23 protein-coding genes and 2 tRNA genes are annotated in these 24,589 nt (G+C 60.0%); 14 read left to right on the top strand and 11 right to left on the bottom strand.

Translation table 11 applies throughout. The features are described 5' to 3' along the window. Positions 1-42: 42 nt before the first annotated feature. The 7 genes from ACTAQJ_RS16850 to rpmH all read right to left on the bottom strand — a co-directional run bounded on the left by ACTAQJ_RS16850 (position 43) and on the right by rpmH (position 4,412). The gene (locus ACTAQJ_RS16850) at positions 43-1,056 is read right to left on the bottom strand and encodes a ParA family protein (protein WP_431117348.1); all 1,014 of its coding nucleotides are present in this window, start codon (positions 1,054-1,056) and stop codon (positions 43-45) included. A 129-nt stretch (positions 1,057-1,185) separates the two neighbouring features. Continuing rightward, complete coding sequence (gene rsmG, locus ACTAQJ_RS16845) at positions 1,186-1,836, bottom strand: 16S rRNA (guanine(527)-N(7))-methyltransferase RsmG (protein ID WP_216924406.1); 651 nt, start codon at positions 1,834-1,836, stop codon at positions 1,186-1,188. Between the two features lie 6 nt (positions 1,837-1,842). Further along, the gene (locus tag ACTAQJ_RS16840; protein WP_309930416.1) at positions 1,843-2,394 is read right to left on the bottom strand and encodes a Jag family protein; all 552 of its coding nucleotides are present in this window, start codon (positions 2,392-2,394) and stop codon (positions 1,843-1,845) included. Further along, positions 2,394-3,371, bottom strand: a complete 978-nt coding sequence (yidC, locus tag ACTAQJ_RS16835) for a membrane protein insertase YidC (protein WP_431117350.1) — start codon at positions 3,369-3,371, stop codon at positions 2,394-2,396. The genes ACTAQJ_RS16840 and yidC overlap by 1 nt, the downstream gene beginning before the upstream one ends. Before the next feature lie 18 nt (positions 3,372-3,389). Beyond that, positions 3,390-3,743 (bottom strand): membrane protein insertion efficiency factor YidD, encoded by a 354-nt coding sequence (yidD, locus tag ACTAQJ_RS16830; protein ID WP_431120076.1) that lies wholly within the window; start codon positions 3,741-3,743, stop codon positions 3,390-3,392. 79 nt (positions 3,744-3,822) lie between these two features. Then, positions 3,823-4,233, bottom strand: coding sequence for a ribonuclease P protein component (gene rnpA / locus ACTAQJ_RS16825; RefSeq protein ID WP_224165931.1), 411 nt, complete (start codon positions 4,231-4,233; stop codon positions 3,823-3,825). A gap of 41 nt (positions 4,234-4,274) precedes the next feature. Next, positions 4,275-4,412, bottom strand: a complete 138-nt coding sequence (gene rpmH, locus ACTAQJ_RS16820; protein ID WP_011776797.1) for a 50S ribosomal protein L34 — start codon at positions 4,410-4,412, stop codon at positions 4,275-4,277. 464 nt (positions 4,413-4,876) lie between these two features. Here rpmH and dnaA point away from each other — a divergent pair, with 464 nt between their 5' ends. The 11 genes from dnaA to ACTAQJ_RS16765 all read left to right on the top strand — a co-directional run bounded on the left by dnaA (position 4,877) and on the right by ACTAQJ_RS16765 (position 17,033). Next, positions 4,877-6,298: a chromosomal replication initiator protein DnaA gene (gene dnaA, locus ACTAQJ_RS16815; protein WP_431117351.1), complete on the top strand. Its 1,422-nt coding sequence runs from the start codon at positions 4,877-4,879 to the stop codon at positions 6,296-6,298. Positions 6,299-6,874: 576 nt separating this feature from the next. Beyond that, on the top strand, positions 6,875-7,999 hold the full coding sequence (gene dnaN, locus ACTAQJ_RS16810; RefSeq protein ID WP_431117352.1) for a DNA polymerase III subunit beta: 1,125 nt from the start codon (positions 6,875-6,877) through the stop codon (positions 7,997-7,999). Between the two features lie 42 nt (positions 8,000-8,041). Next, the gene (gene gnd, locus ACTAQJ_RS16805; protein ID WP_498697800.1) at positions 8,042-8,926 is read left to right on the top strand and encodes a phosphogluconate dehydrogenase (NAD(+)-dependent, decarboxylating); all 885 of its coding nucleotides are present in this window, start codon (positions 8,042-8,044) and stop codon (positions 8,924-8,926) included. A 23-nt stretch (positions 8,927-8,949) separates the two neighbouring features. Beyond that, on the top strand, positions 8,950-10,143 hold the full coding sequence (recF, locus tag ACTAQJ_RS16800) for a DNA replication/repair protein RecF (RefSeq protein ID WP_498697797.1): 1,194 nt from the start codon (positions 8,950-8,952) through the stop codon (positions 10,141-10,143). Then, the gene (locus ACTAQJ_RS16795; RefSeq protein ID WP_498697793.1) at positions 10,130-10,684 is read left to right on the top strand and encodes a DciA family protein; all 555 of its coding nucleotides are present in this window, start codon (positions 10,130-10,132) and stop codon (positions 10,682-10,684) included. Before recF ends, ACTAQJ_RS16795 begins: the two co-directional genes overlap by 14 nt. A gap of 338 nt (positions 10,685-11,022) precedes the next feature. Next, entirely contained in the window at positions 11,023-13,101 is a 2,079-nt protein-coding gene (gyrB, locus tag ACTAQJ_RS16790) for a DNA topoisomerase (ATP-hydrolyzing) subunit B (RefSeq protein ID WP_498697790.1), read from the top strand. A gap of 61 nt (positions 13,102-13,162) precedes the next feature. Next, positions 13,163-15,832, top strand: a complete 2,670-nt coding sequence (gyrA, locus tag ACTAQJ_RS16785) for a DNA gyrase subunit A (protein ID WP_498697787.1) — start codon at positions 13,163-13,165, stop codon at positions 15,830-15,832. Further along, positions 15,829-16,533, top strand: coding sequence for a DUF3566 domain-containing protein (locus ACTAQJ_RS16780; RefSeq protein ID WP_431117357.1), 705 nt, complete (start codon positions 15,829-15,831; stop codon positions 16,531-16,533). Before gyrA ends, ACTAQJ_RS16780 begins: the two co-directional genes overlap by 4 nt. A gap of 113 nt (positions 16,534-16,646) precedes the next feature. Further along, positions 16,647-16,720, top strand: a tRNA-Ile gene (locus ACTAQJ_RS16775). Between the two features lie 46 nt (positions 16,721-16,766). Further along, positions 16,767-16,886: a DLW-39 family protein gene (locus tag ACTAQJ_RS16770; protein ID WP_216924378.1), complete on the top strand. Its 120-nt coding sequence runs from the start codon at positions 16,767-16,769 to the stop codon at positions 16,884-16,886. Between the two features lie 71 nt (positions 16,887-16,957). After that, positions 16,958-17,033, top strand: a tRNA-Ala gene (locus tag ACTAQJ_RS16765). Between the two features lie 53 nt (positions 17,034-17,086). Here ACTAQJ_RS16765 and ACTAQJ_RS16760 read toward each other — a convergent pair. Continuing rightward, positions 17,087-19,084 carry a glycoside hydrolase family 84 protein gene (locus ACTAQJ_RS16760; protein WP_498697780.1) on the bottom strand — a complete coding sequence of 666 codons (1,998 nt, stop codon included), beginning with the start codon at positions 19,082-19,084 and terminating at the stop codon, positions 17,087-17,089. Positions 19,085-19,203: 119 nt separating this feature from the next. Here ACTAQJ_RS16760 and ACTAQJ_RS16755 point away from each other — a divergent pair, with 119 nt between their 5' ends. After that, positions 19,204-20,112, top strand: a complete 909-nt coding sequence (locus tag ACTAQJ_RS16755) for a DMT family transporter (protein WP_498697779.1) — start codon at positions 19,204-19,206, stop codon at positions 20,110-20,112. A gap of 68 nt (positions 20,113-20,180) precedes the next feature. On the opposite strand, the gene ACTAQJ_RS16750 is transcribed toward ACTAQJ_RS16755, so the two are convergent. Together ACTAQJ_RS16750 and ACTAQJ_RS16745 are read right to left on the bottom strand one after the other, a co-directional pair. Beyond that, positions 20,181-21,056 (bottom strand): glycosyltransferase family 2 protein, encoded by an 876-nt coding sequence (locus tag ACTAQJ_RS16750; protein ID WP_431117360.1) that lies wholly within the window; start codon positions 21,054-21,056, stop codon positions 20,181-20,183. Positions 21,057-21,200: 144 nt separating this feature from the next. Further along, complete coding sequence (locus ACTAQJ_RS16745) at positions 21,201-22,166, bottom strand: hypothetical protein (RefSeq protein ID WP_431117361.1); 966 nt, start codon at positions 22,164-22,166, stop codon at positions 21,201-21,203. Between the two features lie 153 nt (positions 22,167-22,319). Between ACTAQJ_RS16745 and ACTAQJ_RS16740 the strand changes: the two genes are divergently transcribed. Both ACTAQJ_RS16740 and ACTAQJ_RS16735 read left to right on the top strand, forming a co-directional pair. Next, the gene (locus ACTAQJ_RS16740; RefSeq protein WP_431117362.1) at positions 22,320-22,862 is read left to right on the top strand and encodes a peptidylprolyl isomerase; all 543 of its coding nucleotides are present in this window, start codon (positions 22,320-22,322) and stop codon (positions 22,860-22,862) included. Positions 22,863-22,883: 21 nt separating this feature from the next. After that, positions 22,884-23,738 (top strand): rhomboid family intramembrane serine protease, encoded by an 855-nt coding sequence (locus ACTAQJ_RS16735; RefSeq protein WP_498697777.1) that lies wholly within the window; start codon positions 22,884-22,886, stop codon positions 23,736-23,738. On the opposite strand, the gene ACTAQJ_RS16730 is transcribed toward ACTAQJ_RS16735, so the two are convergent. Further along, entirely contained in the window at positions 23,725-24,363 is a 639-nt protein-coding gene (locus tag ACTAQJ_RS16730; RefSeq protein ID WP_498697775.1) for a GyrI-like domain-containing protein, read from the bottom strand. The genes ACTAQJ_RS16735 and ACTAQJ_RS16730 overlap by 14 nt on opposite strands. Positions 24,364-24,589 lie beyond the last annotated feature (226 nt).

Raw genomic sequence — 24,589 nt, 5'->3', positions numbered from 1 at the left:
CGAGTGCGGACCCGCCCAGGCTGTTGCAGTGTTTCAAGAATTCTAGCGTTCAGCGATTTCGGCGGCGGCTTCCATGTAGGACAACGCGCCGCTCGATGAAGGATCATAGGTCATGACAGTCTGCTGGTAACTCGGCGCCTCAGAGATGCGTACCGAACGTGGAACCACAGCGCCTAGAACCTGCTCAGGGAAGTGCTGGCGAACCTCGGAGGCCACCTGTGCTGCGAGGTTGGTCCGGCCGTCGTACATGGTCAGGAGAATCGTCGAAACCACCAAGTCAGCGTTGAGGTGCTTCTGGATCATTTCGATGTTCTTCAGGAGCTGGCTCAAGCCCTCCAAGGCGTAGTACTCGCACTGGATGGGAATCAGGACCTCGCTGGCGGCGCAGAAAGCATTGACAGTCAAGAGACCCAGGCTGGGTGGGCAGTCGATAAAGATGAAGTCCAAACGTCCCTCACCATTTTTCTCCCGCTCTTTGGAATAGACGTCAATGGCGCGGCGAAGCCTCTGTTCACGGGCCACCAATGAAACCAACTCGATTTCGGCGCCGGCCAAGTGGATGGTCGCAGGAGCGCAGATCAGGTTGGGAATATCAGGGCACGGAGCCACTACATCTTTCAACGGAAGATCGTTGATCAGGACGTCGTAGATGCTGTCCACATCTGCGTGATGCTCAATGCCCAAGGCTGTAGAGGCATTTCCCTGGGGATCGATGTCAATCACCAGGACGTTGAGGCCGGCAGACGCCAGAGCAGCCGCAATGTTGACGGTGGTGGTCGTCTTGCCAACGCCACCCTTCTGATTGGAGACCGTGAAAATCCGGGTCCGATCAGGTTTAGGGAGTTCACGTCCAATCAGCCGCTCGCGTCGGCGCGTCTCGTTGGCCAGTTGGCGAGCGATAGGGCTCGAATCATCGATGGAGTCCATCACGTTGTGAACCTCATCCGTCAGCGTTTCACGTGAAACGGCAGCATTATCAACTGAATTCGTTCGCACAATGGCAGATTGAAGTGACGCGGAGGGTGTGGCCATGGCCCGCGCGGACCCCAAAGACATAAAGGGGGGGATCCGTTGCGTGGAGGTTTCGCTACTGCCCACTGGTCACACTCTCACTCTCATTCGGCGCTTGCTGCCGTTCTCTAGCCTAACTGCTCAGCCGCCGACACGCGGGAAACCGAGCGGTGACTAGCCCGTCTTTCCGGGCTTGTTGACGATGATCCTCACCACGGTGGTGGGTTCCTCCAAAAGCTCCTGTCCACAAACCACAACGGACGTTTCCACGCCGCCAAGTTTACGGATGACCTTCTTGGCCTTCTCAATTTCTTCGGCAGCGCTGCGACCCTTGATAGCCACAACCTCCCCCTTGCCATTCAGCAGGGGGATAGTCAGGCCCGCCAGGTTGGAAAGAGCGGAAACTGCGCGTGCCGTAACGACGTCCGCATCCACCAATCCCACGGCCAGTTCAGCGCGGGTTCGCATGATGGTCACATTGTCCAAGCCAAGGTCGTCCACGACCTCCTGAAGCCAGATGACCCGACGCTCCAGAGGTTCAATCAGAGTCAATTCAAGGTCTGGACGGGCAATTGCAAGGCACAGGCCAGGAAGTCCGGCACCGGATCCAACGTCTGCCACGTGGCTGTCCATGGCAATGGCTGACTCGATGACTGCACAGTTCAGGACGTGGCGGCTCCACAGGCGGGGGATCTCGCGAGGACCGATCAGCCCACGTTCCGTCCCGGACGTAGCCAGATGTTCTACATAGCGCTTGGCGAGATCCAAGCGCTCCCCAAAGATCTTCTCTGCTGCCTGCAGTTCTGTTGCGGTAATTTCAACCATGAGCCGCTAGTCAGCCGAGACCACGATGTGACGGCCAGCGCCCTCGCCCTCGGATTCGGAGACGAATCCGAGATCAGCGACGGCGTCGTGAACGATCTTGCGCTCATAGGCGCTCATCGGTTCCAGTGCAACGGTCCCACCGGATTCCTTGACCTTGGCAACGGCGTCTTCGGCGATCTGCTGAAGCACGCCGGCACGTTCCTTGCGGTAGCCGTTGATGTCCAACACCAAACGGGACCGGCTTTCAGTCGCCGAAAGGACGGACAGACGGGTCAGTTCCTGCAGCGCTTCGAGAACTTCGCCGTCCCGGCCTACGAGGCTATCCAGGGCAGCGGACTCTTCGTCGGTTCCGATGGAGATGTAGGTACGGCCATTCCGGACCTCAATGTCAATGTCGCCATCAATGTCAGCGATATCAAGAAGTTCTTCGAGGTAGTCGGCAGCAATGTCGCCTTCCTCTTCGAGGCGGCTCGCTGTCTTGGACAGCGACTCTTCCTGCGTGTCGTCCTGTTCCTCGGTCTCGGCGGCAGTTACATCTTCAGTGCTCTCAGCAGACATTACTTCTTCTTCCTGTTCTTACGTTGTGGCTGGACGCGCTGGGCCCTGATCTCGGCCGCAGCGGCAGCAGCGGCAGCCTCGGCGTCGTCGTCGTCCTTCTTCTTGCCACCCAGCAGCGGCGGCAGGCCCTTCGCGGCGCGGCGCTCTTCCAGTGCCCTCGCGGCAGGCGAGCCCGGAGTGGGCATGCGGCGAATAACGAAGAATTGCTGCCCCATGGTCCAGAGGTTGGTGGTGGTCCAGTAAATCAGGACACCGATGGGGAAGTTGATACCACCGATACCGAACACGAGCGGCAGGATGTAGAGCATCATCTTCTGCTGGCGCATGAACGGGCTTGCCAGAGCTTCTTCGGACATGTTCTTGGCCATGATCTGCTTCTGCGTGATGAACTGCGAGGCAGTCATGGCGAGAATCATGATGATGGAGAGCGTCCAAACGGCAACTGCCGTACCAGGTGCCCCACCGTGGAGCAACGATGCTGACAGCGGCGCACCAAAGATGCTCGACTGATCGAACTCGATGACCTGTTCGTGGCTCAGCGCGCCGATGCCTTGGCCGGCGTTCTTGGCGGTCGAAATACCAGACAGCACCTGGAACAGGGCGAAGAAGAACGGCATCTGTATCAGCATGGGCAAGCATGCGGAGAACGGGTTGGTGCCGTGCTTCTTGTAGAGGGCCATCTGCTCCTGTGCCATGGCCTGGCGGGAGAGCTGATCGGTCTTGCCCTTGTACTTGGTCTGCAGCTTCTTCAAGTCAGGCTGCAGCAACTGCATGCCCCGCTGGGCTTTGATCTGCTTGACGAACACAGGAATCAGGGCGGCACGGATCACCAACACCAGGCCGATGATGGAGAGGGTCCACGTCCACCCGTTGGCGGCGGGCATGCCGATGAAGCTCAGCCCGTCATGGAAGCCAACCATGATGACCGACACCAACCACTTGAACGGGAACATGATTGTCCCAAAGAAGTCATCCATAAGATATCCCTATTTTCCTCAGGCCGCAGTGCGGCCTTCTTCATCAGCCTGAGCAGCCAGGAACTGGTCCGGGTTGTTCAGTACAACAATTGTGGGCGTCTGGCCTTCGGGCCAATGACGATGGCCGGCGGGGACATGGTCCACTCCGCCGGCATTCCAAGGATGGCATTTGGCGAGCCTCTTGGCTGCGAGCCAGCTACCCTTCATGGCGCCGTGCACCGTCACCGCTTCCAGGGCATATGCCGAGCAGGACGGAAAGAACCGGCAAACCTGGCCGTACAGGGGTGAAATGACCTTGCGATACATCTTCAGCAGGAGAATCAGGATGTTTCGGGGCAGGTCCCAGATGAACTTGCCTACCGCCGCCAACAGGTTCCCGTGGGGAACCTTGCCGGCGGGGTCGCTTAAACCAGAGGGGTCACCTGAGGAAGGAACGACGGCGGTGCTTATGTCATGCACGCGGTGTCCCTTCCCTTGTGGTGCCGTTGTGTTCTGGCGAAGCGCTGCGTGGAACTGATCCACCCAGTCGCTTCGTCGTCACTGCCAATGCGGCGTTGTAATCCGAGAGCAGTTGCTCCCAGCTGGCAGATGCAGCTGCGGGCAGTGCCCGGACCACGACCGCCAGGCCCGTTCCATGCGTATGCAAGGACAGTGCGCCTGCTTCTCTCAGTCTCCTCTTAACGAGGTTCCTGGTCACGGCGTTCCCGACGGCTTTGGAGACAATGAAGCCGATTCGACTCGGCTCCGCGGCCCCAATAGGGGCCGTATATAACACTAAGTTCCGGCGTCCATTGCGGACGCCGGAACGTACAGTTGTTGAAAAGTCGGTAGACGTCCGCAGACGGTTAGGGGTGGCTAGCACCGTCGAACCCGCAAAAAGACCCTGACCGACAAGTCAGTTATTTACGCCGACAGTTCGACGCGGCCCTTGCCGCGACGTGCAGCCAGGATGGCGCGGCCGGCACGGGTGCGCATACGAAGGCGGAAGCCGTGCTTCTTGGCCCGACGGCGGTTATTCGGCTGAAAAGTCCGCTTGCTCACGTTAGTTACTCCAGTGGATCAAAGGTGCGCCCACCCGATCAAAAGGGGAAGAACTGGCCGACGCTAAGTTTTGTATGTGCCTGCCGCCGCTGCCTGCCGCACGATAAACGTACGTCGATGCAGCTGATCACAAAAGCGGACACAAAGGACTTCACAACGTTAGGGCAAAAAGGCACCCTCAGTCAAACCGGGAGCCATTCCCACAGCTATCCACAGCTGTGTCAATGGACGCTGCACAGCCTGTGGATGAAGTGGCTCACAAGGCCCAAATCAGAACCACAACGGTGTAATTATCCACAAGCAACTTCCCAGCTATCTTCTAGCGATTCCATCCCCTAGAGTGGCTCAGTAGCCCATTGTCCACCCGCTGTGCATAACTCTGTGGATTAACCCCGGAAACATCGCCAGTCGGAGACACTTCGGCTGCCAGCAACGCCGGCAAGCAAGTATTTAGGAACTGATTGATGACAGTAGACGAAGCCAACCACGCCAATACTGTCGGAAGTTCCTGGCGCAGGGTGCTGAGCCTTCTGGAACAGGACGACCGGGTCACACCCCGCCAGCGCGGTTTCGTCATCCTCGCCCAGGCTCAAGGCCTCATCGGCTCCACGCTTCTGGTCGCCGTTCCCAACGAGCTCACCCGAGAAGTCCTGCAGACCCAGGTCAAGGACGCACTTGACGATGCCCTTCGCAGCGTTTTTTCCGATGACATCCGTTGTGCGATCGACGTTGACACCGATCTGGTGCCCATCCACGAAGAGCCGGAACCCGCCGTCGAGCTTTCCGCGATGCCGGACCTGGCCGCAGAGCCGAAGCCTCAGCCGACACCGCCCAGCACCTCACATGAATTCGGCCGGCTGAACCCGAAGTACATCTTCGACACCTTCGTGATCGGTTCTTCCAACCGCTTTGCCCACGCGGCCGCGGTTGCAGTAGCCGAAGCCCCTGCCAAGGCTTACAACCCGTTGTTCATCTACGGCGACTCCGGGCTCGGCAAGACGCACCTGCTTCACGCGATCGGCCACTATGCCCGCCGCCTCTACAGCGGAATCCGCGTACGCTACGTCAACTCCGAAGAGTTCACCAACGACTTCATTAACTCGATCCGCGATGACGAAGGCACCAGCTTCAAGACCACGTACCGAAACGTTGATGTGCTGCTGATCGACGACATCCAGTTCCTGGCGGGCAAAGACCGGACCCAGGAAGAGTTCTTCCACACGTTCAACGCCCTGCACAACGCCAACAAGCAGGTGGTCATTACCTCCGACCAGCCTCCCAAGATGCTGGCGGGCTTCGAGGACCGGATGACCTCGCGATTCGAGTGGGGCCTGCTGACGGACATCCAGCCGCCGGAACTGGAAACGCGCATTGCCATCCTCCGCAAGAAGGGCCTCAGCGAAGGATTGTCGGCACCGGACGACGCCCTGGAATACATCGCTTCCAAGATCTCCAGCAACATCCGGGAACTTGAAGGTGCCCTGATCCGCGTCACTGCCTTTGCCAGCCTGAACCGACAGCCGGTGGATGTGGCCCTCGCCGAGATGGTCCTCAAGGACCTCATCACAGACGACGGCGCCCAGGAGATCACCGCGAAGCAGATCCTTGACCAGACCGCTGACTACTTCAAGCTCAGCATGGAAGAGCTTTGCAGCAAGTCCCGTACGCGCACCCTCGTCACTGCGCGCCAGATCGCAATGTACCTCTGCCGTGAGCTCACCGACATGTCCTTGCCAAAGATCGGACAGGAGCTTGGCGGACGCGACCACACCACGGTCATCCACGCCGACCGCAAGATCCGTGAGTTGATGGCCGAGCGTCGTGTGATTTACAACCAGGTCACGGAGCTCACAAACCGCATCAAGCAGCAGCAACGGGACTCCTGAATCCACATCCCGCCGCGCACTACATACCTTATTAACAGGTGCATGTGGATAACCCTGTGGATACTTTAAGGGGACAAGCGCGGTTAATGGGCTTAAAACCCTTAAGGCATCTGTGGATCGTCAAAAACCGGGTTGGGAGTTGTCCCCATCCACACCCTGTTTAAAACCCAGTTAACGCACACTCCATGAACAGGGCTTAACCCCGAAACTGCGCGGCCAGATCCGGTTATCCACAGTTTCCACAGCAGTTATTAACACTACGAATCCCAAAAAATTGAAATCCCTCAAATAACAATCTCGTTCTGCACTCCATCGTCCTGCCAGCGGCAGACCGATCAGCCAGATCATTGGCCAGCCTGCGGCTGTCCACATACGAGGGGTGAGTGCTGCCGGGGATGGGTTAATCGCGGATCTTCCGGCTAAGCTGTCAGCAGCGCTCCCATCCTTGGGTCTGTTTGTAATTCGCTTGAGTGCGGACCATGCAGGTTCCGGTATCGGACAGCAAAGGTTTGGTGGGTTCCAAGCAGGAATCCGCAGCTACTACTTGGCAGCAGCAATGAAAGGCGGCACCCTTCCGTGAAGTTCAGAGTCGACCGCGACGTCCTGGCAGAAGCCGTTACGTGGACCGCGCGGTCGTTGTCTCCGCGGCCGCCCGTCCCTGTGCTTTCCGGCCTCCTCCTCAAAGCCGAGGCTGGAACGGTAAGCCTTTCGAGCTTTGACTACGAGACATCAGCCCGTCTGGAAATCCCGGCGGATATAGCCACGGAAGGCACCATTCTGGTGTCCGGCCGTCTCTTGGCAGACATTTGCCGAAGCCTGCCTTCGGCTCCCGTGGAAGTTGAGACCGACGGGAGCAAAGTCACACTCACCTGCCGTCGAAGCAGTTTCCACCTGGCCACGATGCCTGAGGCCGAGTACCCGGCTCTTCCGGCGTTGCCAGCCATCAGTGGCACTTTGCCAGGTGACGCCTTCGCACAGGCCGTTTCCCAGGTAATCATCGCTGCCAGCAAGGACGACACCCTGCCGATCCTCACTGGCGTGCGCATGGAAATCGAGGATGACATGATCACCCTCCTCGCTACGGACCGCTACCGCCTCGCGATGCGCGAAGTCCCGTGGAAACCCGTCACTCCCGGCATTTCCACTAGCGCACTGGTGAAGTCCAAAACGCTGAACGAGGTGGCAAAGACCCTCGGTGGCAGTGGCGACATCAACCTTGCCCTTGCTGACGACGACAGCCGCCTGATCGGCTTCGAAAGCGGAGGCCGCACCACCACGTCCTTGCTGGTGGATGGCGACTACCCCAAAATCCGCTCGCTCTTTCCGGATTCCACCCCAATCCACGCAACGGTCCAAACACAGGAACTCGTTGAAGCAGTTCGTCGTGTGTCGCTTGTGGCTGAGCGCAACACACCGGTCCGCCTGGCCTTCAGCCAGGGTCTGCTGAACCTCGACGCCGGTACCGGTGAAGATGCGCAGGCCTCCGAAGAACTGGAAGCCCAGCTTTCCGGCGAAGACATCACTGTCGCCTTCAATCCGCACTACCTCGTTGAAGGCCTGAGCGTCATCGAGACGAAATACGTTCGTTTCTCCTTCACCACAGCTCCCAAGCCGGCCATGATCACCGCCCAGGCTGAAGCTGATGGCGAAGACCAGGACGATTACCGCTACCTCGTGATGCCGGTTCGCCTGCCAAACTAGCGATCCGCCACGTATCCACCAGCGCAGAAAAGAGTTCACCCCGTGCACATCGGACTGATCGGCCTCGGAAAAATGGGTTTCAACATGCGGGAACGCATGCGGAACGGCGGCATTGAAGTAACTGGATTTGACCGGAATCCCGACGTCACGGACGTCTCTTCCGTGGACGAACTCATCGCTGCCCTGCCCTCTCCGAGGCTCGTATGGGTCATGGTTCCATCGGGCGGGATCACAGATGCGGTCATCACCGAACTCAGCGAAAAGCTCAGCCCTGGTGATTTGGTGATCGACGGCGGCAACTCACGTTTCACCGAGGACCAGAAGCACGCTGCGGCATTGGCCGAGAAGGGCATCCGCTTCGCGGACTGCGGTGTATCCGGTGGCGTATGGGGATTGCAGAACGGGTACGGACTGATGGCGGGGGGCGCTGACGAAGACATCGAGCTGGCGTTGCCCGTCTTCGATGCCCTGCGTCCCGAGGGGGAACGAGCAGATAGCTTCGTCCACGTCGGCGGAGTGGGCGCAGGCCATTACGCCAAAATGGTGCACAACGGTATCGAGTATGGGCTCATGCAGGCTTATGCCGAAGGTTACGAATTGCTGGCCGCCAAGGACATCGTGAAGGACCTTCCCGGAACCTTCCGCGCCTGGCAAAAGGGGACGGTCGTGCGCTCCTGGCTCCTGGATCTCATGGTCAAGGCACTCGACGAGGACCCGGGTCTGGCCTCCATCGATGACTACGTGGAAGATTCCGGCGAAGGCCGATGGACCGTGGAAGAGGCAATTGCCAACGCTGTCCCGGCGCCGGCTATCACCGCCGCACTCTTCGCCCGGTTCGCTTCGCGCGAAGACAACTCTCCGGCCATGAAGATGGTTTCAGCGTTGCGCCACCAGTTCGGCGGACACGCCACACGCCCGTCCAACTAGGCCACAGGAATCCAGCAGACGGCGTGTATCTTGAACATCTTTCGCTGACCGATTTCCGCAGCTACGCCCAGGTTGACCTGAAGCTTGGCCCCGGGGTTACTGTCCTGGTGGGTTCGAACGGGATCGGTAAGACCAACCTCATGGAAGCCATCGGATACTTGGCAACCCTGAGCTCGCACCGGGTCAGCACGGATGCTCCGCTCCTTCGCTTCGGCGCGGAACGCGCAATGATCAGGGCCAAGTTGGTCAGCGGCGAGCAGTCCACGGTTATTGAGGTGGAAATTAATGCGGGCCGCGCAAACCGCGGCCGGATTAATCGCGGAAACCCGGTACGCGCAAGGGACATTTTGGGCATCTGCCAGACTGTCCTGTTTGCACCCGAGGATTTGGCCCTGGTCAAGGGCGATCCTTCCAACCGCAGACGCTTCCTTGATGAGCTTCTGGTCAGCCTGATTCCGCGCCATGCTGCAACCCGCAGCGACTACGACAGGGTGTTGAAGCAACGCAACGCCCTGCTGAAATCCGCGCGGACGGGAAAATTTACCGCAGGCCACGAGGCCACGCTGGATGTTTGGGACCAGCATATGGCCCGCGCCGGTGCCGAACTCCTGCATGCGCGGCTGGAACTTGTGGAACGGCTCCGCCCGCACCTGAACAGTGCCTACGCGCAACTCACTGACGGTTCAAAGGAAGCCGGCGCGGTGTACCGCTCAACCATTCAGAACGCACTGGACGACGACGGCGGGCCGGCCGATCGCCCGACTGAATCTTCGGCGTCGGGCGAGGACCTCAGGCTGTTGTCAGTGGACGAACTCACCGAGCGCTACGTCCAGGCTTTCGCCGCATCCCGCAAGAAGGAACTGGAGCGGGGTATCTCCCTGGTGGGCCCGCACCGGGACGAATTGGAGCTCGTGCTCGGGCAGGCACCGGCCAAGGGCTACGCTTCGCACGGTGAAACGTGGTCCATGTGCTTGTCACTGCGCCTCGCTTCCTACTACGTCATGCTCGATGATGCCCGTACCGGCGGTACCGCGCCGATCCTCATTCTTGACGATGTGTTTGCAGAACTCGATGTCCAGCGCAGGCGTAAACTGGCAGCAATAGTGGCCGGCGCCGAACAGGTACTGGTCACGGCCGCCGTCGACGCCGATATTCCCGAGGAGCTGGCCGGGCGGCGTATAACCGTTGTTCCGGGAGGCATCGATGGCGAAGGATAGCCGCGAGGGACTTCAACCCGGGCGCGATCCGGACGAAATCGACGCTGCCCAAGCCGCGCTGAACCGCATGCGGGAGGCTGCAGCGGCTCGCGGCGAAGTCAGGCAGCGGGCTCCTCGTCCCGGATCCGCGCCTAAACGCAAGGGCCTTCGCGATACCAGGGGTTTTACGCAGTTCCATGGGACCGGACGTGACCCATTGGGCCTCGGGAAAGTCGTCGGCCGTTTGGTGGCAGAACGTGGTTGGACATCGCCCGTGGCCGTTGGTTCGGTCATGGCCGAGTGGGAAACGTTGGTGGGCGCGGACATTTCTGCGCACTGCACACCGGAGAGCTTTACTGACACCACACTTCATGTCCGTTGCGACTCGACGGCCTGGGCAACCCAACTCCGATTGCTGAGTACAAGCCTGCTTGAGATGTTCCGGAATGAACTGGGGGAAGGTGTAGTGACCAGCATCCACGTACTCGGTCCGTCTGCGCCAAGTTGGCGCAAGGGCGGGCGCAGCGTCAACGGTCGGGGACCCCGGGACACGTACGGCTGAACGGCGTGCAGGGCGTTTCAACGCCCCTGAGTCGTATAGGCCCCCATCAGGACCACCGTAGGGCCATTTCAGATAGGGCCAGTGGCCTCCCATAGGCATATTCAGCTCTCGGCTGCCTCCGTATTTGCAAGGATTCCCGCGTTTCCACGATAGAATTGGCGTAGATCACTGAGCGCCGGTGAAACGTCGTCGGGGTCCTGGAAACACGTTCGTGGCTTCCAGGACTCTCTTCGTCGGAGTAAACGGCGCAATCAGTCACGTGCTCGTTGAAGGCCTCGGTTTGCCGCGGCCTTCAACGGGAACGGCCGTCATCGAATACAGAGGAGTCGAAAGCGCCTGTGGCTAACGACAATGCAGAGACCTTGGCAGTAGAGCCCGAAGAGGACACTGTTCCTAAGCCTGACACGCCCGCGGAAACACCCAGGGAGTACGGTGCCAGCGACATCACCGTCCTGGAAGGCCTCGAAGCGGTACGCAAACGTCCGGGTATGTACATCGGTTCCACCGGTCCGCGCGGTTTGCACCACTTGGTCTATGAAGTGGTGGATAACTCTGTCGATGAAGCTCTGGCCGGATTCTGCAGCCACATTGAAGTTACGCTCCGCGCAGACGGCGGTGTCCAGGTTGTTGACGACGGCCGTGGCATCCCTGTTGACATCCACCCCACCGAGGGCAAGCCCACCGTTGAAGTCGTGATGACCATCCTGCACGCCGGCGGTAAGTTTGGTGGCGGCGGTTACGCGGTTTCCGGTGGCCTTCACGGCGTGGGTATCTCAGTGGTTAACGCACTGTCCCGTCGGGTGAACACGGAAGTCCGGCGGCAGGGCCACGTTTGGCGTATGTCATTCGCGGACGGCGGCAAGCCCCAAGGCGGACTCGTTAAGGGAGAAGAGACGGACCAAACAGGGACTACACAGACGTTCTACCCTGACGGCACCATCTTCGAGAGCACCGAATTCGACTTCGAGACGCTTCGTGCGCGCTTCCAGCAGATGGCCTTCCTCAACAAGGGCCTGCGGATCACCCTGACTGACGAACGTCCTGCCGCCCGTGAAGGTGAGGACGACCTGGATCTCGACGCCGTCGCTACTGAAGGCGAAGTTGCTGCCGAGCACCGCACGGTCGTCTACCAGTACCCGGACGGCCTGCTGGACTACGTCAAGCACTTGAACTCGAGCAAGAAGGTGGAGATTGTCCACGAGGACGTCATCGCTTTCGAAACCGAAGACACCGAGCGGCACATCGCCGTCGAGGTTGCCATGCAGTGGACCACCGCTTACTCGGAAAGCGTCCACACCTACGCGAACACCATCAACACCCACGAGGGCGGAACCCACGAAGAAGGGTTCCGCGCCGCGATGACCTCGCTGATCAACCGCTACGCGCGGGAGAAGAGCATCATCAAGGAAAAAGAAGACAACCTCACTGGTGATGACATCCGTGAAGGCCTGACGGCGGTCATCTCGGTCAAGCTTTCCGAGCCACAGTTCGAGGGCCAGACCAAGACCAAACTGGGCAACTCCGAGGTCAAGGGTTTCGTCCAGCGCGTTGTCACGGACCAGCTCGGCGACTGGTTGGAGCGCAACCCCGGCCCCGCCCGCGACGTCATCCGGAAGGCCATTTCCGCTGCCCAGGCACGTATGGCGGCCCGCAAGGCTCGCGATAATGCCCGACGCAAGAGCCCGTTGGAATCCTTCGGCATGCCCGGCAAATTGTCCGACTGCTCCTCCAAGGATCCTTCGCGTTGTGAGGTCTACCTGGTGGAGGGTGACTCCGCAGGTGGCTCGGCCAAGCGGGGACGCAACCCGGAAACGCAAGCGATCCTGCCGTTGCGAGGCAAGATCCTCAACGTGGAACGTGCACGCCTGGACAAGGCGCTCGGTAATACCGAAGTCCAGTCCATGATCACTGCCTTCGGCACTGGTATCGGCGAAGATTTCGATATCGCCAAGCTCCGCTATCACAAGATCGTTCTGATGGCAGACGCCGACGTTGATGGCCAGCACATCACCACGCTGTTGATGACGCTGTTGTTCCGCTACATGCGCCCGCTGATCGAGAACGGTTACGTGTACCTTGCGCAGCCGCCGCTGTACCGCATCAAGTGGTCCAACGCCGCTCATGACTACGTCTACAGCGATCGCGAACGCGACGACACCATCCGTAAGGGAGCGGCTATGAACAAGCGCCTTCCCAAGGACAACGGCATCCAGCGCTACAAGGGTCTTGGTGAAATGGACTACACCGAGTTGTGGGATACCACCATGGATCCAGACCGCCGCACTCTCTTGCAGGTCACTATGGACGATGCCCTTGCTGCCGATCAGACCTTCTCGGTGCTGATGGGCGAGGACGTCGAATCGCGCCGTAACTTCATCCAGCAGAACGCCAAGGACGTCAGGTTCCTGGATATCTAGTGCCTTACAAGGCCGCAGATATTCCAGAGCTGACATATACCTGAAACGGAAAACTTAGATTATGAGTGACGAAACTCCCGAAGTCCCGGTGGAACCCACCGTCGAGGACCTCATCCTTGAAGGCGATGTGCTGACTGACCGTGTGGAGCAGGTGGACCTGCAGACTGAAATGCAGCGCTCCTACCTGGACTACGCCATGGCCGTTATCGTAGGACGCGCCCTCCCTGACGTCCGTGACGGCCTCAAGCCGGTGCACCGCCGCGTTTTGTACGCGATGTTCGACGGCGGCTACCGTCCTGACCGCTCTTTCAACAAGTGCGCCCGTGTTGTGGGTGACGTCATGGGTACCTATCACCCCCACGGTGATATGGCGATCTACGACGCCCTGGTCCGCTTGATCCAGGACTGGACCATGCGCTACCCGCTGGCGCTAGGCCAAGGCAACTTCGGTTCCCCCGGCAACGACGGCGCCGCTGCTCCCCGTTATACCGAAACCAAGATGGCCCAACTGGCCATGGAAATGGTCCGCGATATCGACGAAGAAACCGTCGACTTCCAGGACAACTACGACGGCAAGAACCAGGAACCCACCATCCTGCCGGCCCGTTTCCCGAACCTGCTGGTGAATGGTTCCTCCGGTATCGCCGTGGGTATGGCCACCAACATTCCGCCGCACAACCTTCGCGAGGTTGCCGAAGGCGTGCAGTGGGCGCTTGATAACCCCACGGCTTCCCGCGAGGAACTGCTTGAGGCACTTCTGCAGCGCATCAAGGGACCGGACTTCCCCACTGGTGCCACCATCCTCGGCCACAAGGGCATCGAGGACGCCTATCGCACCGGTCGTGGCTCCATCACCATGCGCGCAGTGGTCAACGTGGAAGAACTCCAGGGCCGCACCTGCCTGGTGGTCACCGAACTGCCTTACCAGGCCAACCCGGACAACCTGGCCATCAAGATCGCCGAACTGGTCAAGGATGGCAAGATCCAAGGCATCGCGGACCTCCGCGATGAAACCTCGGGCCGTACTGGCCAGCGCCTCGTGATCGTGCTGAAGCGCGATGCTGTGGCCAAGGTCGTCCTGAACAACCTGTACAAGCACACCCAGCTTCAGGACAACTTCTCAGCGAACATGCTGGCAATCGTCGACGGCGTTCCCCGCACGTTGAGCCTGGACGCCTTCATCCGGCACTGGGTGACCCACCAGATGGACGTCATCGCCCGCCGGACCCGTTACCGCTTGCGCAAGGCTGAGGAAGAAGCGCACATCCTGCGTGCACTCCTGAAGGCGCTGGACATGCTGGATGAGGTTATCGCCCTCATTCGGGCGTCCAACACCACAGAGGCAGCCCGCGAGGGACTCATGGAGCTCCTTGAGATCGATGAACTCCAGGCCCGTGCCATCCTGGACATGCAGCTGCGCCGTTTGGCTGCCTTGGAACGCCAGAAGATCCAGGACCGCCACGCCGAACTCGAAGCCATGATCGAGGAATACAACGCGATTTTGGCTTCGGAGGAGCGTCAGCGCCAGATCATCAGCGAGGAACTGGCTGAGATCGTTGCTAAGCACGGCGATGACCGCCGCACGCACATTCTCATGGGCTTCGACGGGGACATGTCCATGGAGGACCTGATCCCTGAAGAGGAAATGGTTGTCACCATTACCCGCGGCGGTTACGTCAAGCGCACACGCAGTGACAACTACCGCTCCCAGCAGCGTGGCGGAAAGGGCATCAAGGGTGCCCAGTTGCGCGGCGACGACGTCGTGGAGCACTTCTTTGTGACCACTACGCACCACTGGCTGTTGTTCTTCACCAACCTTGGCCGCGTTTACCGTGCGAAGGCTTACGAACTGGCAGAAGCCGGACGTGACGCCAAGGGCCAGCACGTAGCCAACCTGTTGGCATTCCAGCCCGACGAGCACATCGCACAGGTCCTGGACCTGCGCGATTACCAGCAATCTCCCTACCTGGTGCTTGCAACAAAGAACGGTTTGGTCAAGAAGACCAGGCTTGAGGACTACGACACCAACCGTACGGCCGGTGTCATCGCCCTCAACCTGCGCGACGGTGACGAGCTCGTCTCTGCACAGTTGGTCAGTGAAACTGATGACCTCCTGCTGGTGTCACGCAAGGGCCAGTCCATCCGCTTCACCGCCACGGACGATGCACTTCGTCCGATGGGCCGGGCAACGTCCGGTGTGACGGGTATGAAGTTCCGTGAAGATGACGAACTGCTGGCCGCGGATGTGGTCCAGGACGGCTCCTTCGTCTTTATCGTGACCGAGGGCGGTTATGCGAAGCGGACCGCCGTGGATGAGTACCGCCTGCAAGGCCGTGGCGGCCTTGGCATCAAGGTGGCGAAGCTCGCGGAGGATCGCGGTGACCTTGTAGGCGCCTTGATTGTGCAGGAAGAAGACGAAGTCCTGGTGGTCATGGAGGGCGGCAAGGTGGTCCGCTCTGCCGTCCGTGGCGTCCCGGCAAAGGGCCGTGACACCATGGGCGTCATCTTTGCGAAGCCGGACAAGAACGACCGCATTATTGAGGTCGCCCGCAACAGCGAACGCGGTTTGGAAGGCGAAGAGTCCGAGGACGGACAGGACGATGACGTAACGTTGGCTGCAGAAGACGAAGCCACTGAGGCGACCGTCACGTCAGAAACGGAAAACGACGCGGACCCGGATACAGAAACGGGCGCGGAGCTGAACGAAGACAACACCGGAGGTAACGAGTGAGTAATTCCGACTCATATCCCAAGCCGAGCACAGGTGTCCCCGGCGGACTCCGGCAGCCCTCGGGCAGCACGCAGGCGGGAACGCCTGCAAGGCCCCAGCAACGCCCGGGAACCGGTTCAGCCGGTGCTGGAGCAACCGGGGCCCGGCCGGCAACGGCAACCAATTCCGCCCAGCGACCAGCAGGAGCTCCTGGACAACGCCCCGCTTCAGCCGGGCAGCGTCCCGCCGGAGCCCCCGGCCAGCGTCCCGCACAGCCCGGGCAGCGTCCCGCTGGTGCGCCCGGTCAACGCCCCGCCCAGGGCGGGCCGGGACTTGTAAAGCCGGCCCCCAAGGCCAAGGTGCGCCGTGCGCGCCTCCTGGTCAGCAAGGTTGACCCGTGGTCAGTACTGAAGATGGCCTTCCTGCTGTCTGTGGCACTGGGCATCGTCACGGTTGTCGCCGCGATCGTGCTGTGGACTGTGTTGGATCTCACGGGCATCTTCAATCAGGTGGACAGCCTGCTCGGGACCTTGGCCGGTTCCGAAGGTAGTGGTTTCGAGTTGAAGAAGATTGCTTCGCTTGGTCAGGTGGCTTCCTTCGCCACGATTATTGCCGTGGTGAACGTAGTTCTGCTGACCGCCCTGTCGATGCTCTCTGCCGTGCTCTATAACATTTCGGCAACGTTGGTTGGCGGCATCGGCGTCACCCTGACGGACGACTAGCAAAAAACCGCGAATTTACGCCGAAAACGGTGAGATTCAGCGGTCAAAATGCCTCGATTTGAGATCGGGCCGGGATGTGCTGTACAGTCATATCTCGGCCCGATGAGGCATCGGGGCGTATAGCTCAGGCGGTTAGAGCGCTTCGCTGATAACGAAGAGGTCCCAGGTTCAAGTCCTGGTACGCCCACGGAACCTAACAGGTTCAGGTAACACTGAACCGGAATGAGGTGCTTGTGAAGAAGTTGCTGGTAGTAGTGGCAGCGGCGGTCGCAGGCGTCCTGGTCTATAAAAAGGCGCAGGAATCCGAAGCCCGGAAGGATCTCTGGAGCAAGTCAACCGACAAGGTCGACTAGCCACGGGGCCCGGTCTGGAACTGGCAAAAGCCAGTCCTGACATGGGGTATGATTGACGGGTTGCTTCTTATGGGGGCATGGCGCAATTGGTAGCGCACCTGCTTTGCAAGCAGGGGGTTCGGGGTTCGAGTCCCCGTGCCTCCACCATAAGAAAAGTCCCGGTCAGAAATGACCGGGACTTTTGCAGTTAACCCATTCACCTAGTTGGGCGGGACTCTCTTCAGCGCCCGCTCCAGGAATGCCTTCAGTTCACTATCCCCCAGCACGGGAGTCACCACCCCTAGCTCCAGTGTCGGTTGCGTCTTGGCATCGGCGGCCGCCAACGCGGCCTGGACATTCCGGCGTGCTTCAGCCACGGCCGACGAATCCCCGCGCTTGGCAGCTTCGAGCATGATCACGGACTCTTCCACTCCTCGTCCGTAATTGGCTGCCGCAGTTGCCCAATGGGTGGCGTCCACTGCGAACCCCGGCACTGCCATCCTGGGTAACAGTTCCGGCAACCTCTGCAGCAGCTCAGCTCGGGCCTTCAAGCCGCCTGAAGGTGACCGTCCGGCGTCGTAATCCGACCAGAACTGCTCTATATCCCGCCGCAGCTCCGGAGCGGACGGCGTGAGCTCGTCGTCCTGCCAGTCTTGGTTGAGGTCCACGAAAGCCTTTACGGCCGCGCGGACGTCCGGATCCGGGCCGGAAACCTGTTTCAGGGCCGCGTCCATGGACTTGCCGGGATCGTACGCTGGTCCATTCCATGAGAGGTCGGCGTAGTTAAAGATGGCGGGGAAAGACAGGTAGGGCTCAATCATTGGATTGGTCACGATTCCGCGGACTGATTTGTACAGCTCTGGGTCGCGTCCGATCACCGGTGCCATGAAGAGGTGGTCCTGGGAAAAGTCGTTCACGGGGTAGTTATCCCAAATGACCAGGTCCCGTGGAGAACCTGGGCTCCCGTATGTCAGCCGGGCGGTCTCGGCTGAGTCGGCGCTGATCCTGTGGGAGACCACGTCTTCACCGGTCCACTGGACCACGATTCCAGGGTTCAGGGACCGGCCAAGTTCCCTCTTGTAGGGATTGCTGCCGGAACCGTTGTAAAAGGTGGGAACCGTTTGCAGGGGTTCGATGTCCTGCTTTGTCGAAATGAACCGGTCATTGACGTCATTCAGAAATGAAGCCTGCGCTTTGGCCAGGTTGGCTTGACCGGCGCCGAACTCCTTGAGGTCTTCGGCGCACTGGACCTTGGTGGCAATGTCGTCGAGCGGAATCACGAACGAACGGACACCGATCGAATACAGGGATTCAAGCTTGGCCACTGCAAAGTTCAGGTCCGCCTCGCGGGAGTAGCAACTATCGATGCCCGGGGACAGCGCGTAAGTAAAGCGGATGTGGTTGGCCGTGGCGGTATCCACCAGCTCCTGTAGTTCCTTGAGGTCCTCGTTCGAGTACAGTGCCCGCCACTTCTCCCGCAACAGTGGATCATCTTTTGGGGAGTAGATATAGGTGTTCATTTTCTGGCGTCCTGCGAATTTGAGGACATCCAAACGAGCCTGATGGGACCATGGCGTGCCGTAGAAGCCCTCGATGACGCCACGGGTTTCCATCAGCGGCCAATCACTGACGCGGACGGCCGCCATAGCCCCATCCTTGAGCAATTGACGCGCGGTCTGCACGCCATGGAAAACGCCGTCGGCATCCGTTCCGGCGAGTACCGCAGCCGGAATCCCTGAAGTTTTTCCGGTAGTTATGACGTAGCCTTCGGCACGGCTGACTGCGTCCTGGTTCTCCGCCGCGCTGTCCTTCCCCAGCTCTTTGAGTACCGGGCTGACAGTGGGATCTGCTGCAGTGCCAAGGAAGACGGCCGAACTGCCGGCCGCTGGGCTGTTCAGGGCCGTCACGGCTTCTGCAGTGCCCCCGGCTCCTGTCACCAGGTCTTGGAGGGCGGCGATGGACGCTTGGTCTGTGCCAGGGGAAGCCACGATGTAAACGTGGCCGTTCAGAGGGATGGGATCCCCCACTCCGGCCTGGAGATGTTGTGGGACCGGGAAGATACTTGGGATTTCGGTCTTGCCCGTCCCTTGGCCACCCGGCCGCTCCCGGGAAACCACCAACCAGCCCGTAACGACCAGAGCGACAGCCAGAGCCGCAACTGCGAACAGCAGCAGTACTGATCGTCTCCGCCTAGCTCCACGGACGGGCGTTGTGTTCAATCAGGTGTCCCCTTGGGAAAGCCGTCGCCGACTGTCTGGAATGTTGAATCAAGACAACCACACTGTCCGCGCCGCACATAGAGGGCAGGACGGCTGCCTCACCAAACTAAGGTTGATCCGTGAACCTTCTCATTTCCGCGCTGGGAGTCCTGGGCGTGGCTTCCTCAGGACCACTGATCGCCGGCACCTTGGGTGCCACGTCAGTGACGGCGTTGGCGATCGCCTTCTGGCGGAACGCTATTGGCGCAGTCGTGATGGCCGCACCGGTGGCCATCCGGGAGCCCAAACAGTTTGGGAAGATCAACCGGCGCGAGTTTGGCTGGTCCACGGTTGCCGCCATCGCCCTGGCCTTTCACTTCGCTTGCTTCATCACGGCGCTGCAGCTGACCTCGGTGGCTGCAGCCACCGCCTTGGTCTGCCTCCAGTCAGCATGGATCGCGGTCTTCCAGTTGTTCAGAGGCGCCCGACATCGCTGGCCGGTTCTGCTGGGCCTGGGGATAGCCTTTGGCGGAGTCGTGGCCATTACAGGATTCGATATGGGCTCCTCACCGCAGGCCCTGCTGGGTGACGTCCTGGCACTGGCTGGTGGAGCCCTGGCCGGCCTGTACACCTTGGCTGGCGGCAAGGCCCGCCAATCCATGGGAACGGGCACGTACACCACGCTCTGCTATGGAATGTGTGCCGCGATTGTTGCCGTGTTGGCTTTGCTCAGTGGCCAACCGTTGGCAGGGTTCGACGCCGGAGGTTGGCTTGGGATTCTCGCCATCACCGTGTGTGCACAGTTGGTAGGGCACACCGCCTTCAACCACCTGCTGGCCACAATGAGTCCCTTGCTGGTTTCCATGATCATCCTGCTGGAAATTCCGGGGGCAGCGATCCTGGCGGCGATCTTCCTGAACGAGAAACTGCCGGCCGGGACATACGCCGGCCTTGCGCTCATTCTCGTTGGACTCGCGGTGGTGGTCGCCGGGCAACGGCGTGGCAAAGGCGAAGCAGAGCGGCGCGAGGCCGAGCTGGGAACTGACTGAGCTTCCGCCGTCGGGCTTTTACTGCCTGGTGTGCCGCTGCGCGGCCTGACTGTGTTGCGGGTGGGGGCCTACAGGCTGCTGCGTCGAATGCCCTGCGCCGTGTTGGCCGTATGAATGGCCCGCAGGAGTTTGGCGGGGAAGTAGACCGAGAAGAAGACCACCATGGGCGCTTTCAGGGCCATCTTCTTAACGTTGTGCGCTTTGTACGTCCGGTCGAAGCGCGTGACGTAATAGCGGTAGTCCCGCGGAGAGTCCTCAAGGCGCCGGGCCGACATGCCGGACACCATTTGCGGGCAATAGCGGACGTGGAGATCGTGCTCGGCGAGGTGCAATGAGAGGTCGATGTCCTCGTGCATCTCATCCTTCTCATCGAGGCACGTTTCGTCGCGAATGGTCTCCCATGCGGTACGCCGGAGGGCCATGTTGGAACCGAACAGGAAGTGGTACTGGTGCTTGGCCAGACGCAGCATCAGCTGGCGCATTTTGTCGTCAGCTTTGAGCCCAAAGCGACGCATTGGCATGTCGTAGTAGACCACAGGTCCGGTAGCGGCCTGGACGGACTGGTCCATGAAGGCCTTCTGGACTTGCTCAACCCAGTCAGGTTCCAAGACGGAATCGGCGTCGATGCGCCCCACGATTTCCCCGTTGGCGCTGTTGAGGCCGAAGTTGCGGGTGGGAATGAGCCCCTGCGTGGCGTCCTGCCGTAAAAGGATGATGGGGCTTTCAGGGTATTCCTGCTGCATCTGGCGTACGATCCTGGCGGTGCGGTCAGTGGAGAGATTGTCCACCACGATGATTTCTTCAGCAGGAACAGACTGGTAGATGGCCGCGATGAGGCACTGGCGAATGACGCTTTCCTCGTTATACGCCGGGATGACGATTGAAACCCCCGGAGGCTCCGGGACTTCCTTGAGGGCACCCGCAACGGGTCTATCGGCTGACATCACTTCAAATCTAACACCCGGCAAAGCCTCCCCAGCGGACCGTTGGGTTACAAGCTGGAAAACACTGAAGGGATCCCGGGCTGGCCGGGATCCCTTCAAACGATGTTTCAATGACGGCCGCTATGAACCAAGCCAATCAGAACCCTAGAGCTGGGGGTCCTTGGACGTGGAAGTGTTGCCGGCGTCCTTGTGGCCGCTTGCCGCGATGTTCCTGACGGCGGTCTTGGCATCCGTAGCGACGTTGGATGTGGAATCCTTGCCCTTCTCGAACGCATCCTTGGTTGCCTGCTCCACTTCGGCAGCCGCTTCCTCGGGCGTAATGTCAGAAGCTTTGGATTCGGTCGGCAAGGTTGCCGTCGCTGTAGCTGATGCTGCAGTGTCTGCGGGAGCCGGGGCCGGAGCTGGGGCCGGGGTTGGATTGACCGGGGCCGGCGTCTTCCAAGGATCCTCCACTGGCTTGGAGGCCTTCCAGGCAGCAACACCGGCAGCAACCGCTGCTGCAATAACTGTGACAACCAGCCATCCGCGCTTCTTCGGCTTCTGCTGGACAGCCAATTGCTGGGAAACAGCCTTGCTGGTCTGGTCCGCCACTGCCTTGATCTGCTTACTGGTGGCCTGCGCTTGCTCCTGCACGCTGTGAACCACACCTGAGTCCACCAGTTTCTGCGCAACGGCATCCACTTGGGCGGGTGCGTTCTCAAGGACGTGATGGACAACTACTGAAGCCTGGCCCAACTGCTCGGAAAGCTTGGGCAGGTACTCCTCAACTACCTTGTCCCGGGCGAGCCCAAGCGCCGGAGTTGCCTTATTAAGGGTCTCCTGGATCTTGGGCGTGGCGTCCTCCACAGCGTCATGGATCTTCGGCGCGAGGTGCGCCAGTCCATCCTGAAGCCGCGGCGTAACTGTTGCCACGCCGTCGGCGAGGTTGTGCGCCGCAGACTTCAGTCCCTCTTGGATCTTGGGGGAAGCGGTATCAATGCCGTGCTGAATTCGGGGAACAGCCCAATTGACGGCTGCTTCCACGCGGGGTGCCGCCCAGTCGCGGGCGTTATCCACACCAGCCGCCACGGAGTGTTCAAGGTCGCGGGCAATACGGTCTGATTTCTTCACAACTACCTCCCGATACACATGCTCGTTTGAAGCTAGCCTACGTGCCTTGAGGAACACCGGCTATTCATCTGCAGGATTCTTCCCGGATTTCACCGAGCGCGGAACCGGCTTTACAGCCACACCGGCGTTGACCCTGCATGAAAGAATGGGGCCATGACCATCGCAACCGCAAAAGCAACGATCCACACGAGCCTCGGCGACATCAAGGTTGACCTCTTCGGCAACCACGCCCCCAAGACGGTCGCCAACTTCATTGGCCTGGCCACGGGCGAAAAGTCCTGGACGCACCCGGAAACCGGCGAAGACAAGACCGGCACGCCCCTTTACAACGGCACCATTTTCCACCGCATCATCAAGGACTTCATGATCCAGGCCGGCGATCCCTTGGGCCGCGGCGTTGGCGGACCGGGCTACAAGTTCGACGACGAAATCCACCCCGAGCTGACCTTCAACGCTCCCTACAAGCTGGCCATGGCCAACGCCGGTATCCAGATGGGCAAGGGCACCAACGGGTCACAGTTCTTCATCACCACGGTCAACACCGACTGGCTGTTCGGCAAGCACAGCATCTTTGGTGAAGTAGCTGACGAGGAATCCCGCAAGGTTGTTGACGCCATTGAGGGCGTCCGCACCGGCATGGGCGACCGCCCCGTTGAGGACGTCGTCATCAACAGCATCGACATCGAACAGCTCTAACAACAGGCTGAATCAGAGCCCATGAGCTACGGAATCCCGTCGGCAGAGCCGTCCGCCACAATTCCGGTGTGCCCACGGCACCCGGACAGGCCCTCCTATGTGCGGTGCCAGCGCTGCGGGCGCCCCGCGTGCCCCGAGTGCCAGCGGGCGGCCGCCGTCGGGTTCCAATGTGTTGATTGCGTCAACGAACAAAAACGTACGACGCCGAGCTACCGCTCTCCCTACGGCGGCGCCTTGGCAACCGGCCGGCCTTTGGTGACGTTTACTATCATCGGGTTGTGCGTGCTGGTTTACATCCTTCAATGGATTGTGCCTGGCGACGCCGTGTTCCAGAATTTTGCGTTCGCAAATTCTGTGGCTGCCAGCGAGCCGTGGCGGATGCTTACGGCTGCCTTCCTTCATTCGCAGGGATTCCTGCTCCACATCGTCCTGAATATGTACACGCTATGGATTTTCGGACAAGCCCTTGAGCCTTTGCTCGGGCGGATCCGGTTCCTCGCCGTGTACCTGCTCTCCGCCGTCGGCGGGTCTGTGGGCTATCTGTTGTTGACTCCCACCTACCCCGAGGTTGGCGTTGTAGGAGCTTCCGGCGCCATCTTTGGTCTGTTCGGTGCCATGCTCGTAGTGCAGCGTCATCGCGGCGGTGAAACCAAACAACTGTGGATCCTCATTGCGATCAATGGCGCCATTGGCTTCTTTGTTCCCAGCATTGCCTGGCAAGCCCACTTAGGTGGCCTGATCACCGGCGGCCTCGCTGCCGCCGCCATCGCCTATGCGCCGCGGGGCAAGAACCAGGCCCTGCTGCAAGCAGGCGGACTCATCCTCGTGGCAGGCCTTTTGGCCGTGGTCGCGTGGTTCCGCATCACTGCCGGCTAGCTCTGGCGCTTCCTGCAACCGCGACCGGTTGCCGCAGTATCGTCCTGAGTTTCTCCGGTGCGGTACGGCGTGGGTCGCTGAGGTAGATCTCGTGATGCTTCCCCAACATCATCAATGACTCCCCGGGAATGAAGCTGGTGTGCATTTCCGCGAGCACTGGACCCTCGTCATCGTAGGGGCCGATATGGAGGGTTTGGACGCTGAGCCCTTCATCGAGTGTTGCCAACCGAAGACCGTCAATTGCCGGCACTTGGTCTTTTTTGCCTACGATCTGACGCGCTTCCTCGAAATGGTCTTGGGTGAGCCAATCAGGGACCATAATCATGAGGGTCCAATCCCAGCATGATTTATCCCTGGCGCTTGTGAAGGTATCCAGGTCGTCCGCCCACCAGAGCCCTTCCAACGGCATCACGGTGTAGTCGCGACCCAACTCGTGTTTGCTGAAGAACTTCATCTTGTAAGCGACCGGATAGATGGTGGTCAGCGCGTCCTTGTAGTCCTGGGAGGTGTTTGGATCACCATGGCCGTCGATCATGAGGAACTGCAGGGCTGGAACCGTCACCACGGAAAACCTGCCATGTGAAGCGCTGTACGTTTTGATCTGCTTTTTAAGGTCGACTTTCATGACAAGCAATCCCAATCCCCTGCGGTCGGTGTTGATGAGGTTATCCACAGTCGTTGTCCACAGTGTGTGTAACTTACATCTGTGTAGTTAGCTCGTTAGAGTGCTGTTCGGCTGGTCAGGGCGGTAGATATCCCCGGAAAGGCATGGATTCATCCACATCTGTGGATAACTTTGTCCCCCGACCTGCCTGGTTTGTGGACAACCAAGCCATTTCTAGGCCAGCTGT

Source organism: Arthrobacter sp. alpha11c (assembly GCF_054149985.1).
Note: the sequence above shows the minus strand (reverse complement) of the source record. Positions and strands in the feature narration are given on the sequence as shown.